The organism is Rhizobacter sp. P1_G5, assembly GCF_056405435.1.
Genome location: NZ_JBFUCB010000070.1, coordinates 1 through 16,141, shown reverse-complemented (window position 1 = coordinate 16,141; position 16,141 = coordinate 1). Strand labels below are relative to the sequence as shown.

Here is a 16,141-nt window from a genome sequence, read left to right as displayed (position 1 = left end):
GCACCATCGAGTCGGCCTACGGCCTGCTGGTCGCCGAGGGCTACATCCAGGCCCGCGGCCAGGCCGGCACCGTCGTCTCGCCCGACCTGAAGCCGCGCGCGCCGCTGCCGCAAACGCCAGCGCCTGCCAGCCCCCGCCCGGCCGAGCCCAGCTTCCGGCCCGACACCACGCTGCCGTTCCAGATGGGCCTGCCCGCCCTCGATGCCTTCCCGCGCAAGATCTGGGCGCGCCTGGGCGCGCGCTGCGTGCGCGCGATGCAGCCCATCGACATGGCGCATCCCTCGGTGTACGGCCTGCCGGCGCTTCGCACCGAGATCGCCGCCTACCTGCACCTGTCGCGCGGCGTCAGCTGCTCGCCGTCGCAGGTCTTCGTGACCACCGGCTACCGCCACACTCTGCAGTTGATCGGCCAGGCCCTGTTCAAGGCCGGCGACCGCGTCTGGCTCGAAGACCCCGGCTACCCGCCCACGCGCGAGCTGCTGCAGCACATGGGCATCACGGCCGCGCCGGTGCCGGTCGATGCCGACGGCATCGTGGTCGACGAAGGCCTGCGGCGCGCCCCGCGCGCGCGGGGCGCGATCGTCACGCCGTCTCATCAGGCCCCGTTGTGCGTATCGCTGGCGTTGCCCCGGCGGCTGGCGCTGCTCGACTGGGCGGCGCGCAGCAAGGCCTGGATTGTCGAGGACGACTACGACGGCGAGTTCCGCTACGTCAGCCGCCCGCTGCCCGCGCTGCAAAGCCTCGACCGTGACGGCCGCGTGCTCTACGCCGGCACCTTCAGCAAGCTGCTGTTCCCGAGCCTGCGGCTGGCCTGGCTGGTGGTGCCGCCGGCGCTGGTCGAACGCTTCGAGCAGATCAGCCAGGCCTTCGCAGGCGGCAGCCCGCAGCTGAGCCAGGCCATCGTCACGGCCTTCATCACCGAAGGCCATTTCGCGCGCCACATCCAGCGCATGCGCCGGCTCTATGCCGAGCGCCGCGAAGCCGCCGTGGCCGGGCTCGAGAGCGTGCTGGGCCGGCACCTGCGCATCGACCCGCAACCCGGCGGCATGCACCTGATCCTGCGGCTGCAGGCCCGGCGCTCCGATCGCAAGCTGTCGGCGCGCATGCGCGAGGCCGGTCTCTTCGCCGAGGCCCTGACCGACTGGGCCTTCGACCGCGACGGCCCGCCGGCGTTGCTGCTCGGCTTCACGAACATCGATTCGCGGCGCACTGCCGAGAACCTCGCGAGGCGCATCGTCGACCTGCTCTGATCATGGCCCAGTCGGCAAGGCAATTCTTGGCTCTTCTGGGATGGGCCAAGACGGCGCAGGATGGCGTCTTTCCATCACACGACATGCAAGGATCGTCATGAGCCACCGCCTCGATTACGCCAAGGCTGCCCCCGAGGGCTACAAGGCCTACTTCGGCGTCTACACCGCCGTCCAGAAAAGCGGACTGCCGAAGGAACTGATCGACCTCGTCTACCTGCGCGTCTCGCAGATCAACGGCTGCGCGTTCTGCATCGACATGCATTCGCGCGACCTGCTGAAGTCGGGCCTCGCCGTGGACAAGCTGGTGCTGGTGCCGGGATGGCGCGAAGGCGGCGCGTTGTTCAGCGTCCGCGAACGCGCCGCGCTGGCCTGGGCCGAGACTGTGACCCGCGTCGCCGACACCGGCGTGCCCGATGCCGAGTACCGGGCCGCCACCGCCGAGTTCAACGAGAAGGAGCTGGCCGACCTCACCTACGCCATCGGCCTGATGAACGCCTTCAACCGCCTCGGCGTCGCGTTCCGCGCGACCCCCGCCGCAGCGGCCCAGGCGGCCTGACATGGCCTGGCTGCTGCTCGTCATCGCGGGGCTGCTCGAGATCGCGTTCGCCTGGGGCATGAAGTCGTCCGAAGGCTTCACGCGGCTGATGCCGTCGCTGCTGACGGTGGCCACCGGGCTGACCAGCGTCGTGCTGCTGTCGCTCGCGATGCGCACGCTGCCGATGGGCACCGGCTACGCGGTCTGGACCGGCATCGGCGCAGCCGGCACGGCGATCGTCGGGATTGCGGCGATGGGCGATTCGGCGGCACCGCTGCGCGTGCTGTGCATCGCGCTGATCCTGGCCGGGGTGATCGGGCTGAAGCTGGTCGTCGACTGATGTCGAATGGCGATGGCGGTCGTTATCGCAAGGTTCGGACCTGGTGGAACCACTTCGCCACGCTGGGTGTGAACAACAGGGCACAGCCAGCAACCATCAGGCCGAGACCGATTCCGTCCCGGGCGAGTTCGTAGGCGACGGCGTCGGTAACCTCGGAAAGCGGGAACCTGGACGCATAGCCATACAGGGGTGACGCAATCAACACGGCGGCCACATACCGCGCCCAGTTGGCCCCGCGTGCCAGTAGCCATAGAAGGGGTGCTTCCAACAGCACGACGCCGAACGAGGCGACCACCAAGGACGAGTAATCTTCGGCAGGCCGGTAGTGCTTGAGCAACCAGACATGAGCGAGAGTCAGCAGAAGGTTGCCGATCATCTCGAATGCCAGCAACCCGATGCCGACCTTGAGCAAACGCGGTCGTTGGGGGCGTGGTACCGGCTCGATGGTGAGAGAGGCTTCTGGCGGGTGATAGGGATTCATGCGGTTTCATCGGTCATGGCGCGGTGCCCGGCGGGCAGAATACGCGGTCTTCGTCCGTGGAGTCCGCCTTGAGAACCCTTCCCCTGCTTCCTGCGCTGGCCGCCGCGCCGCTCTTCGTGGCCCGCACCCAGTGAGCCGCATCAACGCCAAGGCGGTGGCGCTCGGCTTCCTGTTGACGATCGGGCTCGACATGCTGCTCGGCATCGGGCTGCTGTTGATGCACAGCGACGAGGTCACCGTCACCGGCCGCTCCGCCGAGCAGGTGTCGCAAGACCTGGCGGCGGTCACCAGCAGTCCGAGCTTCCTGCTGTTCAACATCGTCTTCGGCAGCCTGACGACGATGGCCGGCGGTTTTGTCGCTGCACGGCTGGCGAAGCGCTATCCCTATTTCAACGGGTTTGCGGTCGGCGTGCTCGGCTTGGCCTTCGGGCTGCTCTTCTGGGGCGACCAGCCGCTGTGGTTCAACCTGTTCGCGCTGGCCACCGTGATTCCCACGGCGGTGCTCGGCGCGCACATCGCGGTGCGCTCAGTTGCACCGCGCGATCAGTGACTGGTCGACGTTGTAGTGCCGCTCAGCTGAGACCGACCCGCCCGGCCAGCGCGACCGCATCCRCACCCGCCGGGTAGCGCATCCGCCCGCTCGCATCATTCGCGGCGCGCCACACTGCGTCGGCCACATCGGCCGCGGTGGTCACCGCGCCCGGGTTCCCCAGCGACGCGAAGATCGCCTGCGCGAACGGCGCATAGGCCTCGGGGATCAACCCCTGCATGCGCTCGGATCCGTTCTCGGTGAAGCGCGTGCCGGGCCCGTACCCCGGCTCGACCAGCTTCACGCGGACGTTGAACGGCTCCAGCTCCAGCGCGAGCGAGGTGCTGAAGCCCTGGATCGCCGTCTTGCTCGCGGTGTAGGCCGCGACGAGCGGCATCGGCACCATCGTCACGGTCGAGGTCACGTTGATCACCAGCCCGGCGCGGCGGCTGCGGAACTGCGGCAGCACGGCCTGCGCCATTGCCATCATCCCGAAGGTGTTGGTCTCGAAGATGTCGCGCACGGTCGACATCGGCGTCACCTCGAACGCACCGAACAACCCGACGCCGGCGTTGTTCACCAGCACGTCGATCGGCCCGGCGGCGTCGAGGGCGGCGGCGATGCTGCCGGGCCGCGTCACGTCGAGCGGCAGCACGCGCAGGCGCTCGCCGGTGKGCAGCACATCGGTGCGGGGCGTGCGCATCGTGGCGATCACGTTCCAGCCTTGCGCATGGAAGTGGCGGGCGGTCTCGAGCCCGTAGCCGGACGAGCAGCCAGTGATCAGGACGGTTTTCATTCGGTGCCTCGGTGGTGTGTTGACGATGACGGAACGATACCGGCGAAAGTCAGGACTCTCTACAATCATCAGTCCGACATTCGTTTGCAGGAGTCCGGCCATGGTGGATCCGCTGGCAGAGGTGATCGCGCTGCTGCGGCCGCGCGCGGTGTACTCCAAGGTCATCAGTGGCGCAGGCGCATGGGCGGTGCGCTATTCGAGCTTCGGCCAGCCGAGCTTCTGCACGATGCTCGAGGGCGAGTGCCTGCTGGCCGTCGACGGACAGGAGCCGATCACGCTGGCGGCCGGCGATTTCCTGCTGATGCCGGCCACGCCCGGGTTCACGATGTCGAGTGCCGCGCCGGCGGTTCCGGTCTTCGTCGATCCCCTGGTCCAGCCGGCGCCCGAAGGAGAGATCCGCCATGGCCGGCGTGGCGGGCCGCCGGAGGTGCGCATGCTCGGCGGGTACTTCGCGTTCGATTCACCGGATGCGGCCTTGATGGTGTCGCTGTTGCCCAGCGTGCTGCATGTGCGCGGCGTCGAGCGGCTGCCGTTGCTGGTGCAGCTGGTGCGGGGCGAATCGATCGAGCAGCGACCGGGCCGCGAGCTGATCCTGTCGCGGCTGGTCGAGGTGCTGCTGATCGAGGCGCTGCGCTCCGCGCCCGGCGACACGGCACCGCCGGGCCTGCTGCGCGCGTTGGCCGATGCGCGCCTGGCCACGGCGATCCGCGACATGCATGGCGAGCCCGCACGCGCGTGGACGGTGGATGAACTCGCGAAGCGGGCCGCTCTGTCGCGCTCCGTCTTCTTCGAGCGCTTCTCGCGCGCGGTGGGGCTGTCGCCGATGGCCTACCTGCTCGGCTGGCGCATGGCCCTCGCGAAGGACCTGCTCGGCCGCAGCGGCGTCGCGATGGCCGAGGTGGCCGAACGCGTCGGCTACAGCTCGGCCAGCACCTTCAGCACGGCCTTCAGCCGGCACGTGGGGCAGGCACCGGGGCGGTATGCGCGGTTGCAGTCGGCAGCTCAGCAGAGCTGATGTCGAACGCCTGTACGTCATTGACGTGCATACGTCCGAGACGTACATTGCCACCCAACATGGTCAGCCGTCCTTCTTCGAAGCGAACATCCTCCGGTGAGGCTCTGGGGCTCAAGCTGTTGCAATCGGTGCGTGAAATGAAGGCTGGCAGCGCTGCACGCACGACGAAGGTCGAGCCGAACGAAGTGGTGCAGGCGCGTGAAAACACAGGCTTGTCGCAAGCCCAGTTCGCCGAGGCGTTGAGCATTTCCAAGCGCACGCTGCAGGAGTGGGAGCAAGGGCGTCGATCGCCATCCGGCGCCGCCCAGACCTTGATTCGCATTGCGATGAAGCATCCGGAGATCGTTCGCGAGGCACTTGCGTGAACGGGCTCTCTACGCCCTGGCCCCCACCGGCACCCGCTCCCCCACCCGCGACGCGCTCGGCGGGTGCCCGATCACCCGCTTGAACGCCCGGCTGAACGACGCCTCGGAGTCGTAGCCGAGCCGGTCGGCCGCCACCGCGATGCGCATGCCGTCGTTGGCGATCCAGTGGCGCGCCTGGAACATCTTCACCTTGGCCACGTACTTCGCCGGGCTCTCGCCCATCGTGCGCGTGAAAGCCTCGGCGAAGCTGGAGCGCGACGAGCCCATCAGGTCGGCCAGCATCGGCACGCTCCAGTCGCGCTCGGGCTGCGCATGGATCGCCGCGATCACCTTGCCGATCTTCGGGCAGCGCACCGCCGCGATCCAGCCGGTGGAATCGCTGCAGCCGCACTCCACCCACGCGCGGATGATGCTGGCCGCCAGCACGTCGGCCAGCCGCGCGAGGATGCCGCAGGCGCCGATGCGGTCGAGCGCCACCTCGCGTTCCATCGCCTCGAGCAGCGCCGGCACGGTGACGTCGCGCGTCGCGAGGTCGCCCGCGTGCATCACGTCCGGCATCATCGTCAGCAGCGGGTGCAAGGGGTCGAGGTTGAAGCGCAGCGCGCCGCAGAACATCACGTCGGGCGGCACCGCGCTGTCGGCCTCGCCGCTTGGCACCGCCGGCCCGATGTTCTCGGCCCCCACCAGGTAGATGTTGTCCGAGACCGCCACCCGCGCCAGCGAATCGATGTCCACCGCCGGCACGTCGGGCGCGCTGGCCAGGATGTGGAAGCTGCCGCGCGGCAGCAGCACCGCATCGCCCGGGTTCAGCCGCTTCCAGTCGGTCGACGGGGTGCGCAGCCAGCTGCCGCCGCTGCCGACGAAATGAAAGCGCGCCGCGCGCTGCGCCGGAAACGCCACCGCCCACGGCGCCCGCATCACGCAGCGGCCGTACTCCACGCCATCGAGCCGCAGCCCCAGCAGGATCTCGGTCAGTTGATCTCGGTCGGACAAAAAGTCATTCATTTCGGCTCTTCCGGCATTCAAACGCCGAGATCCTAGCCATAAGCTGTGTTCCCAGTCCACCACAAGGCCTTCTCCCGGCCTGCGCAACGTGTCTTCTGCCCCGATCGCACTTCCAGATTCCCCTGCCGGCCATGCCGACTGGTTCGCCATTGCGTCGCTGACGCTGGGCGTGTTCGGTCTCGTCACGGCCGAGTTCCTGCCCGCGAGCCTGCTCACCGCGATGGCCGCCGACCTGGGCGTCACCGACGGCGCGGCCGGCCAGGCCGTCACGGCCACGGCGCTGGTCGGCGCGGTGGCCGCACCGTCGATCCCGCTGCTGACGCGCCGCATCGACCGCCGCATCGTCATGCTGGCGCTCACCGCGCTGCTGATGCTGTCCAACCTGATCGCGGCCACCGCCACCAGCCTGCCGGTGCTGCTGGTGGCGCGCGTGATGCTGGGCATCGCGCTCGGCGGCTTCTGGTCGATGTCGGCGGCGCTGGCGCTGCGGCTGGTGCCCGAGGCGCAGTTCGCGCGCGCGATGTCGGTGATCCTCACCGGGGTCTCGGTCGCCACCGTCGGCGCCGCGCCGATCGGTGCGTGGATGGGCTCGGTGTGGGGCTGGCGCAGCGCGTTCGTCGCGGCCGGCGTCGTCAGCGTGCTGACGCTCGCGGTGCAGCTGTTCGCGTTGCCGGCGCTGCCGCCGCGCGACAACCCGAGCCTGCGCGTGCTCGGCGAGCTGCTGCGGCGCCCGCCGGTGCGCGTGGCGCTGCTGGCCGTGCTGCTGGTGGTGTCGGGCCACTTCGCGGGCTTCACCTACATCCGCCCGCTGATGGAGCACGTCACCCACCTGTCGGTGAGCGCGGTCTCGGCGGTGCTGCTGGGCTACGGCATCGGCGGCTTCTTCGGCAACTTCGCCGGCGGCTGGATCGCGCAGCGCAGCGAGCGCCATGCCATCGTGGCGGGTGGCGTGCTGATCGCGCTGCTGGCGGCCACGCTGCTGGTCGGCGGCAGCTCGTCGTGGGTCACCGCGATAGCCGTGCCGCTGTGGGGCTTCGCGTTCGGCGCGTTCCCGGTGGGCTTCCAGACCTGGATCGTGCGGGCTGCGCCCGACCAGGCCGAAGGGGCCGGTGGCCTGCTGGTGGCGGCGTTCCAGATCGCGATCGCGAGCGGTGCCATCGGCGGCGGGCTGCTGGTCGACCACATCGGCGCGCTCGGCGGGCCGGCCTTCGCGGTGGCGGCGCTGACGCTGGGCACCTTGCTGACGCTGCGCCACGGGCCGCGGCCGGTGCGGGCCTGATCGAGGGGCCACGACCGTGAACGACACCACCAGCCGCCGCATCGTGCTCGCCGCGCATCCGCACGGCCTGCCGGCGGTAGATGATTTTCGGCTCGAGACGCAGCCGGTGCCTGCGCCGGGCGAGGGCCAGGTGCTGCTGCGCACGCTGTTCCTGTCGATCGATCCGTACATGCGCAACCTGATGGAGCCCGTCGGCCCGGGCTACGCGCCGCCGGTGGCGATCGGCGCAGCGATGGTCGGCGGCACGGTGAGCCGGGTGATCGCGTCGAGGCACCCGCGCTTCGCGGTGGGCGAGCTGGTGCTCGCGAACGCGGGCTGGCAGGACCACGCGCTGTCGAACGGCGATGACCTGCTGGTGCTGGGCGACATGGCGCAGCCGTCTCTCGCGTTGGGCGGCCTGGGCATGACGGGCTTCACCGCGCAGGTCGGGCTGGAAGACATCGGCCAGCCGCGCGCCGGGGACACCGTGGTCGTGTCGGCGGCGACCGGGGCGGTCGGATCAGTGGCGGGGCAGCTCGCCAGGCTGAAAGGCGCACGCGTGGTCGGCATCGCCGGCGGCGCCGACAAATGCCGGTACGCGGTCGACGTGCTCGGCTTCGATGCCTGCATCGACCGCGGCGGCGCGCAGTTCGCCGAGCGCCTCGCCGCGGCGTGCCCGGCCGGCATCGACGTGTACTTCGAGAGCGTCGGCGGCGCCGTCTTCGATGCGGTGCTGCCGCTGCTGAACGTCGGTGCGCGCGTGCCGGTGTGCGGGTTCATCGCGCACTACAACGAGGCCGAGCCGACGACCGGGCCGGATCGCCTGCCGCAAGTGCACGCCGCGCTGCTGCAGAAACGCATCCGCATGCAGGGCTTCATCGTGCTCGACCACTATGGCGAGCGCTTCGACACCTTCCGCCGCGAAATGGCGCAACGCGTCGCCGAAGGCACGGTGACGCTGCGCGAGGACATCGTCGACGGGCTGGAGAACGCACCGGCAGCATTGCGCGGGCTGCTGGAAGGGCGCAACTTCGGCAAGCTCGTCGTGCGCGTGGCGCAGGACTGAGTCACTGCATCACTTCTGCAGAAGAGACGCGATGGCGCGCGTGACCTCCGGCGTGGTCGGCGTGAAGACCACCAGGCTCAAGCCGTCGGCCGCATCGACCGAGTAGGTCGAATACTCGAACGAGAGCGTGCCGGCGACCGGGTGCGTGATGCGCTTGTGGCCGACCCAATGCCGGCTCACCTCGTTCTCGGCCCACATGCGGCGGAAGTCGGCGCTGCACGCCTGCAGCTCGGCGGCGAGCGCGGCGGCTTCGGCGGAGCCGCCGGTGCGGGCCACGTCGATGCGAAACACGGAAAGCGCAAAGCGGGCGCCCGACTCCCAGTCGGGCCAGTGGCCGCGGGTGCGCAACTCGCCGAACAGGCGCCGCAGCAGGTTGCGCTCGCCGACGGGCAACGCGGCGTAGTCGGTCAGCACCGCCGCAGCGGCGGCGTTCCACGCGACGATGTCCCAGGTGGGCGTCTTCACGACCGCGGGGCTGGTGGCGAACGAATCGAGCACGCGTTGCAGCGCCGGTGCCACCGCCGACGGCGGAGCCGGGCTGAGCGGTGGCGGCCGCTGCTGCGCGAGCAGGAACAGCATCTCGCGGCTGGCGGCGTCGAGTTCCAGCGCGTGCGCGAGCCGCTCCAGCACTACATCGGAAGGCGGTCCGCCGCGGCCTTGCTCCAACCACGTGTACCAGGTGACGCTCACCGCGGCGCGTGTCGCGACCTCTTCGCGCCGCAGCCCCGGCGTGCGGCGCCGGCCGGGCGCATCGGGCCCGGGCTGCAGGCGCGCGCGGCGATCGCGCAGGAACGCGCCGAGGGTGAGCACCGTGTCGGGCAGGGTGTCAGCCGTCATGCCTGTTAGCTCTCATACCTGTATACGTTCTCGGCTTTTCGTGGCCCGTGCAACGAAGGACAGTACGCCCCTTCATTCATCGGGAGTCAGTATGCGTGTATTCGTGACGGGAGCCACCGGCTTCATCGGGTCGGCCATTGCGCGGGAGCTGCAGGCCGCAGGGCACCGCGTGCTCGGGCTGGCGCGCAACGACGCGGCGGTCGCCGCGCTGGAGGCGATGGGCGTCGAGGCGCATCGCGGCGAGCTGGCCGACATCGACAGCCTGGTCGCCGGCGCGACGGCCTGCGACGGTGTGATCCACATGGCGTTCATCCATGATTTCAGTGCGTATGCGGCGTCGGTCGAGGCCGACCTGCGCGCGGTGGACGCGATGCTGCGGGCGCTCGAGGGAACGGGCAAGCCCTTCGTCGGGACCTGCGGCACGGCGTTGCTGGCGAACGGGCGCCTCGGCACCGAAGCCGACGCGCCGGTGCCCGGTGCCGCGGGCCACATGCGTGCCGCGTCGGAGGCCAAGGTGCTGGCTGCGGCGGCGACCGGTGTGCGATCGAGCGTGGTGCGCCTGGCGCCTACGGTGCACGGCACCGGCGACCACGGCTTCGTGCCGGCGCTGATCGACATCGCGCGCCGCACCGGCTTTGCCGCGACCATCGGCGATGGCGCGAACCGCTGGCCGGCGGTGCACCGTTCGGACGCGGCGCGGCTCTACAGGCTGGCGCTGGAGGGCGCGAAGCCGGGCTCGCGCCTGCACGGCGTGGCGGAAGAAGGCGTGCCGATGCGCGAGATCGCCGAAACGATCGGGCGCGGGCTCAAGCTGCCGGTGCGCAGCCTCACGCCTGACGAAGCGCTCGTGCATTTCGGCTGGATCGCCCGCTTCGTCGCGATCGACAACCCGAGCAGCAGCGAGCTCACGCGCAGCACGCTGGGATGGCAGCCGAGCGGCCCCGGCCTGCTGGAGGACATGCGGGACAACGGGTACTTCAGCGCCTGAGCGCGGTCCCGATCGCCTGGTCCAGCAGTTCCAGCCCCAGGTCGATCTCGCCGTCGTTGACCGTCAGCGGCGGCGCCACGCGGAACACGCCGCCCATCGCCGGCAGCTTGACGATGTTCATGCTGAGCCCGAGCTTCATGCACTCGCGCGTGATCGCCTCGCCGAGCTCGAACGCCGGCTCCTTGGTGTCGCGGCTCTTGACCACCTCCAGCCCGAGCAGCAGGCCGCGGCCGCGCACATCGCCGATGCATTCGTGCCGCGATTGCAGCCGCCGCAGCCCTTGCGCGAGCCGCTCGCCGGCGACGCGGGCGCGCTCGACCAGCCCATCGCGCTCCACCACCTCCAGCACCTTCAGCCCGACCGCCGCCGGCAGCGGATCGGACACGTGCGTCGTGTAGAACAAAAAGCCGCGCGCATGGGCTTCTTCCTCGATCGCCGCGGTGGTCACCATGGCGGCCAGCGGCAGCCCGGCACCCAGCGTCTTCGACAGCGTCAGGATGTCGGGCGCCACGCCGTCGCGCTCGCACGCGAACATCAGCCCGGTGCGGCCGACGCCGGTCTGCGCCTCGTCGAGGATCAGCAGCATGCCGCGCTCGACGCACTTCTGTTTCAGCGCCGCCATGTAGCCCGGCGGCAGCTCGAGGATGCCGCCGCTGCTGAGGATCGGCTCGGCGRTGAACGCCGCCAGCGCACCGGTGGATTGGCGGTCGACCTGCTCGAAGCCGTCGTCGAGCTCGCGGCGCCAGTCGAGCGTGCCGTCGGAGTGGGTGAAGCGCGGCCGGTAGGCATTCGGCGCCGGAATGGCCAWCGAGCCGACCGAGGCCGGCCCGTAGCCCTTGCGCCCGGCGCTGTAGGTGGCTGAGGCCGCGGCCCCCGTCATGCCGTGCCACGACTGCGTGAAGCCGACCACCTCGTGCCCGCCGGTCACCAGCTTGGCCATGCGCAGCGCGGCCTCGTTCGATTCGGCGCCGGTGCTCAGCAGCAGGCAGCGTTCGAGCCCTTCCGGCGCATGGCGCGCGATCCGTGCCGCCAGTTCGACGACCGGGCGCGACAGCATGCCGCTGAACAGGTGATCGAGCGAGTGGATCTGCTCGGTGACGACCGCCGCGATGTCCGGGTGCGAGTGCCCGAGCACCGCGCTCATCTGCCCCGACGTGAAATCGAGGATCGCCCGGCCGTCGGCGTCGTAGACGAAGCTGCCCTTCGCGCGCTCGATGATCAGCGGCTCGAAGCTGCCGCCATAGCGGATCAGGTGCCGGCGCGCTTGCTGCCAGAACTGCGGGTCGTCGTTCCTGCTCATGATGGTGAGGGCCTCGTGGTGGAGTTGTGGCATCTTGCGCACCGGCACGCGCTTCGGGAAGCGAATAGTTTTGGAACGAGCCATCAGGAGAATTCATACCGTGGGCCAGTCACTCGACATCGACCTGCTGCGCAGCTTCGTCGCCATTGCCGAGACCGGCGTGCTGGGCCAGGCGGCCGCGCGCGTCGGGCGCACGCAGTCGGCGCTGAGCATGCAGATGCAGCGGCTGGAGGGCGTGGTCGAGCAGCCGCTGCTGTTTCGCACCGGGCGCGGCGTCACGCTCACCGCGGCCGGCGAGCGGCTGCTCGCGCATGCGCGGCAACTGCTGGCGCTGCACGACGAGACGCTGGCCGAGTTGCGCGGCGAGCAGCTGTCGGGCGTGCTGCGCTTCGGCTGCCCGGACGACTATGCGGTGGTGTTCCTGCCGCACCTGCTGCGCGGTTTCGCGAGCCTGAACCCGCGCGTGCAGCTGGAGGTGGTGTGCGCGCCGACGCCGCGCCTGCGCGAGTTGCTGGCGCGGCATGCGATCGACCTCGCGCTGGTGTCGGTGATGGCGTCAGCGGACGATGCCGACGTGATCCGCCGCGAGCCGCTGGTGTGGGTGGGGCAGCGCGGCGGCAGTGCTGCGTCGCTCGACCCGCTGCCGCTCGCGCTCGGCGCGCCGGATGCGTTCGACCACCAGGCGCCGCGGCAGGCGCTCGAGGCCGCGGGCAGGGCCTACCGGCTGGCCTGCGCGAGCAGCAGCCTCGCCGGGCTGGTGGCGATGGTGCGATCGGGCCAAGCCATCACGGTGCTGACGCAGACCGCCGTGCCCGACGACCTGCAGGTGCTGCCGGCCGATGCCGGGCTGCCGGCGCTGCCGACGGTCGGCATCGCGCTGGCCTTCGACCGTGAGCAGCCGTCGGCGCTGGTGTCGGCCTTCGGGGCGCATGTGCGGCAGGCGCTGCCGCTCGCGTAGTGCAGCGACGCAGGCCGGCTACAGTTCCGCACCACCCCGACGGAGTCCACCTTGCACACCGGCACCTGCCTCTGCGGCACCATCCACTACGAGATCGACGGCCCGATCGGCGCGGCCCTCTACTGCCACTGTTCGCGCCGCCGCAAGGCGACCGGCGCGGCCTTCGCGGTGACCGCGCCGGTCGCGGCGAAAGACCTGCGCTTCGTCGCGGGCGAGGCGTCGCTGAAGAGCTTCAGCACCGCCGAAGGCATCCACCGCGTGTTCTGCGCCGAATGCGGCTCGCCGATCCTGAGCCGGCGCGATTCCGCGCCCGACGTGGTCCGGCTGCGCGTCGGCAGCCTGAACACGCCGCTGCCGCAGGCGCCGTCGGCCCACATCTTCGTCGGCTCCAAGGCCGAGTGGTTCGAGATCCACGACGGGCTGCCCCAGCACGCTGAACGGCCGGCGTGAGGGGCAGCTGATCCGCCAGCGGACCGATCAGTTCGTCGAGCTGCTCGCCGACGAAGCCGGCGGCGACGGCGGGGTCGGCGTCGGCTTGACCAGCGCGGTGGCCTGCCACGTGCCGGTGTCGTCGGTCGCCGGGCCGGCCAGCGTGCCCGACAGGCTGCCGTCGGCGGCCAGCGTGCCGGTGCCGGTGAGCACCGTGCTGCCGGCCGTCAGCTTCAGCGTCAGGCTGCCGTCGGCGGCTTGCGCGCCGGTCACGTCGTAGACCGTCTTGCGGGCGTGCTGCTTGCCGCCATGGCTGCCCCAGGGCGTGATGCTGCTCGCGTCGCCGCCGGCCGCCGTCACCTTCTCCTGGTAGCTCGTCACCAGCGCGGTGGTGTCGGTCCTGAATTGCTCGGTGCGGGTCTTCACCGCATCGATGAAGGTCTTGATCGCGGCGCGCTGCGCCTCGTTCAGGCGGTGGCCGGCGTCGGGCGTGGCGGCCGCGTCGAGTGCGGCCTTCAGCGTGGCCTGCAGCGCCTCGACATCGGTCTTGTAGGCCGTCTTCAGCGCTTCGAGCGCGGTGGCGAACTCGGCCTGCAGCGCGGTCACCGCATCGCTCGGCGTGGCGGTCAGCTTGCCGCCGATCAGCTTGCCGGTGAGGGCGGTGCTGCCGTCGTCCTGCGCGACGCTCTGCAGCACCAGCGTGCCGTCGAGGGCCTGGCCTGCATCGGTGCCCGCATCGACCTTGGCCGCGAAGGTGTACAGCGCGGCCTCGACATGGCTGCCGTTGAAGCGGCTGCCTTCACCGGTGGTGGTGCGCACCGACAGGCCGGCGGCCGACTCGCTGACGGTGACCGATGCGGCCGAGGCCGACTCGCCATCGGCGCTCTTGTCGGCGCCGCCGCAGCCGAAGAGCAGGGCGCTGGACAGGGCCAGCGCGGACCATTTGAATGCGGACGTGGGCTTCAGCAACTTCATGAGTGACAACTCCTCTGACTGCGTTCTTGGATGAAGCGCACTGCGTGGAGCTGTGCGCCGGTGGGTACTGCCGGCGCAATGTAGGTTGGCGATTGCACGCTGTCGTCGCTTCGTAAGCTGCTTCGGCCTGCACTTACCAAATGCACTGAAAGTGGGGGAGCCGCTTACGCGCGGCACTGAATTCACACGACTGTGTCGTCGTTGAAATAGTCTGTCACCCCATGGGTCCATCCCGGCACGTTGACGTAGTAGCGCACGGCCTTGCCCTGGCCGGTCGTCCACAGCAGGCCGTGCCGCACCAGGTCGGCCAGGTCGCGGGTCGCCGTCGGCTTCGAGGTGCCGGTGAGCTTGATGTATTTGTCGGCATTCAGGCCGCCGAGGAAGCCGCCGTCGCCGTCGTCGAGCAGCCGCTGCAGCACCTTGCGCTGGCGCTCGTTGAGTTCGAGGTGGGCGTGTCCCTGCCAGAACCTGGCCTTCTCGATCGCGCGGTCGATCACCTGGCTCGAGCGCTCGCAGGCCAGCGCGAATTGCTGCGCGAACCACAGGACCCAGTCGGTGGCGTCGCCATCGCCGCGCTGGGCGGCGTTCAGCGCGTCGTAGTAGCCCGTGCGTGAGGCGAGGAGCTGGCGCGACAGGCTGTACAGCCGCACCGGAACGCGGTGGTCCTGCGCGATCGCCATGTCGACGACGGCGCGGCCGACGCGGCCGTTGCCGTCCTCGAACGGATGGATGCTCTCGAACCAGAGGTGGGCGAGGGCCGCACGAGCCAGCCCGTCGAGCGCGGGCAGGCGATCCGGCTCAGGCGCAGTCTTCGCGAACCACGCGAGGAAGCGGTCCATCTCCTTCGCGACCCGGCGCGAGGGCGGGGCTTCGTAGTGCACCACCTCCTTGCCGGGCGGTCCGCTGACGATCTGCATCGGCTCGGCGTGGTCGCGCCAGCGGCCCACGGCAATGCGGCGGATGCCGCTCGTTCCGCCGGGAAACAACGCCGATTGCCAGCGCTGCAGGCGCTCGCCATCCAACGGCGTGTCGAACCCGTTCATCGCGTCGTTGAGCACCTCGACCAGGCCATCGACATGGCGATCACGAGGCCCTGTCGTCGCGAGGCCGAGCCGGCGCATCACCGACGAGCGCACGGCCGCGGGGTCGAGTCGCTCGCCCTCGATCGCGGCGGTGGCGATCACTTCGTCTTCCATCAACTCGCGGGCGACCTGGCCATCGCGCTCGATGCCGATCGCCTGCGCCTTGCCTTCCACCACGCCCTGCATGCGGCGGGCATGCGCCAGTGCCGGCCCGACCCGCGCGGGGTCGAACGTCAGCGCGGGCCACGCCGGCTGCTGCCAGACGAAGAGGGGCTTGATGGAAACCATGAGCCGCATTCTAGGTGTTTCGGCTCAAATGATGAGCCGCAAATCGGGGATTGCGGCTCACGGGGTGAGCGGCGCCGATCGGCGTGGCAATCGCGTGGCACACGGCTTGCAACCCTGTCGGTCTTCTGCCAGGGAACACAAATATGTCGTTGAGATCATGTTTGCAAGCGCTTCGCTGAAGCGCCTGCGGCGATGACCTGGTCCATCGTCGCGCGTGACGGCCAGGGCCGTTTCGGTGTCGCGATCGCAAGCCGCTTCCTCGCGGTCGGTGCGTTGTGCGTGCACACGCGGCGCGATGTCGGTGCGTTGTCGACCCAGGCCTTGATGAACCCGCTGTATGGTGCCGCGGGCCTGGCGCTGCTGGCCGATGGCGAGCCGGCGGTGCAGGCCTTGCAGCGCCTGCTGGCCGGCGACGAAGGCCGCGCGCACCGCCAGGTCCACCTGCTGCCGGCCGTCGGCGCACCGGTCGCCCACACCGGCAGCCAGTGCATCGATTGGTGCGGCCACCAGCTGTTCGACGATTTCAGCGTGGCCGGCAACATGCTCGCCGGACCGCAGGTGATCGAGGCGACGGCGCAGGCCTACCGCGATGCGCACCGGCTGCCCTTCGCCGAGCGCCTGCTGGTGGCGATGCAGGCCGGCGA

The 16,141-nt window shown here is 70.2% G+C and carries 19 protein-coding genes; 12 read left to right on the top strand and 7 right to left on the bottom strand.

The features are described from left to right. From pdxR to sugE, 3 genes are all read left to right on the top strand, one after another. The coding region (pdxR, locus tag AC1D12_RS07725) for a MocR-like pyridoxine biosynthesis transcription factor PdxR (protein WP_477839747.1) at nucleotides 1–1,250 on the top strand (1,250 nt) is incomplete at its 5' end. 97 nt (nucleotides 1,251–1,347) lie between these two features. Further along, on the top strand, nucleotides 1,348–1,806 hold the full coding sequence (locus AC1D12_RS07720; protein ID WP_477826495.1) for a carboxymuconolactone decarboxylase family protein: 459 nt from the start codon (nucleotides 1,348–1,350) through the stop codon (nucleotides 1,804–1,806). A gap of 1 nt (nucleotide 1,807) precedes the next feature. Then, nucleotides 1,808–2,125, top strand: a complete 318-nt coding sequence (sugE, locus tag AC1D12_RS07715; RefSeq protein ID WP_477826496.1) for a quaternary ammonium compound efflux SMR transporter SugE — start codon at nucleotides 1,808–1,810, stop codon at nucleotides 2,123–2,125. Nucleotides 2,126–2,147: 22 nt separating this feature from the next. On the opposite strand, the gene AC1D12_RS07710 is transcribed toward sugE, so the two are convergent. Further along, complete coding sequence (locus tag AC1D12_RS07710) at nucleotides 2,148–2,606, bottom strand: hypothetical protein (protein ID WP_477826497.1); 459 nt, start codon at nucleotides 2,604–2,606, stop codon at nucleotides 2,148–2,150. Nucleotides 2,607–2,736: 130 nt separating this feature from the next. Between AC1D12_RS07710 and AC1D12_RS07705 the strand changes: the two genes are divergently transcribed. After that, nucleotides 2,737–3,156 (top strand): hypothetical protein, encoded by a 420-nt coding sequence (locus AC1D12_RS07705; RefSeq protein WP_477839745.1) that lies wholly within the window; start codon nucleotides 2,737–2,739, stop codon nucleotides 3,154–3,156. A gap of 22 nt (nucleotides 3,157–3,178) precedes the next feature. On the opposite strand, the gene AC1D12_RS07700 is transcribed toward AC1D12_RS07705, so the two are convergent. Further along, nucleotides 3,179–3,931 (bottom strand): SDR family oxidoreductase, encoded by a 753-nt coding sequence (locus tag AC1D12_RS07700; RefSeq protein WP_477839743.1) that lies wholly within the window; start codon nucleotides 3,929–3,931, stop codon nucleotides 3,179–3,181. A 100-nt stretch (nucleotides 3,932–4,031) separates the two neighbouring features. Between AC1D12_RS07700 and AC1D12_RS07695 the strand changes: the two genes are divergently transcribed. Next, nucleotides 4,032–4,946: an AraC family transcriptional regulator gene (locus AC1D12_RS07695; protein ID WP_477839741.1), complete on the top strand. Its 915-nt coding sequence runs from the start codon at nucleotides 4,032–4,034 to the stop codon at nucleotides 4,944–4,946. A gap of 59 nt (nucleotides 4,947–5,005) precedes the next feature. Further along, the gene (locus AC1D12_RS07690; RefSeq protein WP_477827371.1) at nucleotides 5,006–5,311 is read left to right on the top strand and encodes a helix-turn-helix domain-containing protein; all 306 of its coding nucleotides are present in this window, start codon (nucleotides 5,006–5,008) and stop codon (nucleotides 5,309–5,311) included. Between the two features lie 9 nt (nucleotides 5,312–5,320). On the opposite strand, the gene AC1D12_RS07685 is transcribed toward AC1D12_RS07690, so the two are convergent. Next, nucleotides 5,321–6,316: an AraC family transcriptional regulator gene (locus AC1D12_RS07685; RefSeq protein ID WP_477839740.1), complete on the bottom strand. Its 996-nt coding sequence runs from the start codon at nucleotides 6,314–6,316 to the stop codon at nucleotides 5,321–5,323. A gap of 88 nt (nucleotides 6,317–6,404) precedes the next feature. Between AC1D12_RS07685 and AC1D12_RS07680 the strand changes: the two genes are divergently transcribed. Both AC1D12_RS07680 and AC1D12_RS07675 read left to right on the top strand, forming a co-directional pair. Beyond that, on the top strand, nucleotides 6,405–7,595 hold the full coding sequence (locus tag AC1D12_RS07680) for an MFS transporter (protein WP_465110555.1): 1,191 nt from the start codon (nucleotides 6,405–6,407) through the stop codon (nucleotides 7,593–7,595). A 16-nt stretch (nucleotides 7,596–7,611) separates the two neighbouring features. Beyond that, nucleotides 7,612–8,640 carry an NADPH-dependent curcumin/dihydrocurcumin reductase gene (locus AC1D12_RS07675; protein ID WP_477839737.1) on the top strand — a complete coding sequence of 343 codons (1,029 nt, stop codon included), beginning with the start codon at nucleotides 7,612–7,614 and terminating at the stop codon, nucleotides 8,638–8,640. Nucleotides 8,641–8,649: 9 nt separating this feature from the next. Here AC1D12_RS07675 and AC1D12_RS07670 read toward each other — a convergent pair whose 3' ends face one another. Beyond that, entirely contained in the window at nucleotides 8,650–9,477 is an 828-nt protein-coding gene (locus tag AC1D12_RS07670; protein ID WP_477839735.1) for a helix-turn-helix transcriptional regulator, read from the bottom strand. A gap of 91 nt (nucleotides 9,478–9,568) precedes the next feature. Between AC1D12_RS07670 and AC1D12_RS07665 the strand changes: the two genes are divergently transcribed. Beyond that, complete coding sequence (locus tag AC1D12_RS07665) at nucleotides 9,569–10,465, top strand: SDR family oxidoreductase (RefSeq protein WP_477839734.1); 897 nt, start codon at nucleotides 9,569–9,571, stop codon at nucleotides 10,463–10,465. Here the strand turns inward: AC1D12_RS07665 and AC1D12_RS07660 are convergent. Further along, nucleotides 10,455–11,765 carry an aspartate aminotransferase family protein gene (locus AC1D12_RS07660; RefSeq protein WP_477839748.1) on the bottom strand — a complete coding sequence of 437 codons (1,311 nt, stop codon included), beginning with the start codon at nucleotides 11,763–11,765 and terminating at the stop codon, nucleotides 10,455–10,457. The two genes, AC1D12_RS07665 and AC1D12_RS07660, sit on opposite strands and share 11 nt — an antisense overlap. Nucleotides 11,766–11,865: 100 nt before the next feature. Between AC1D12_RS07660 and AC1D12_RS07655 the strand changes: the two genes are divergently transcribed. Continuing rightward, nucleotides 11,866–12,723, top strand: a complete 858-nt coding sequence (locus AC1D12_RS07655) for a LysR family transcriptional regulator (RefSeq protein ID WP_477839732.1) — start codon at nucleotides 11,866–11,868, stop codon at nucleotides 12,721–12,723. A gap of 51 nt (nucleotides 12,724–12,774) precedes the next feature. Further along, nucleotides 12,775–13,173, top strand: coding sequence for a GFA family protein (locus tag AC1D12_RS07650; protein WP_477839730.1), 399 nt, complete (start codon nucleotides 12,775–12,777; stop codon nucleotides 13,171–13,173). A gap of 27 nt (nucleotides 13,174–13,200) precedes the next feature. Here AC1D12_RS07650 and AC1D12_RS07645 read toward each other — a convergent pair whose 3' ends face one another. Together AC1D12_RS07645 and AC1D12_RS07640 are read right to left on the bottom strand one after the other, a co-directional pair. Further along, nucleotides 13,201–14,127 (bottom strand): hypothetical protein, encoded by a 927-nt coding sequence (locus tag AC1D12_RS07645; protein ID WP_477839728.1) that lies wholly within the window; start codon nucleotides 14,125–14,127, stop codon nucleotides 13,201–13,203. A gap of 182 nt (nucleotides 14,128–14,309) precedes the next feature. Next, a complete protein-coding gene (locus AC1D12_RS07640; protein ID WP_047507084.1) occupies nucleotides 14,310–15,497 on the bottom strand; it encodes a Fic family protein in 1,188 nt (395 codons plus the stop codon). 192 nt (nucleotides 15,498–15,689) lie between these two features. Between AC1D12_RS07640 and AC1D12_RS07635 the strand changes: the two genes are divergently transcribed. Then, a partial coding sequence (locus AC1D12_RS07635; protein WP_477839726.1) for a DUF1028 domain-containing protein occupies nucleotides 15,690–16,141 on the top strand: 452 nt, incomplete at its 3' end.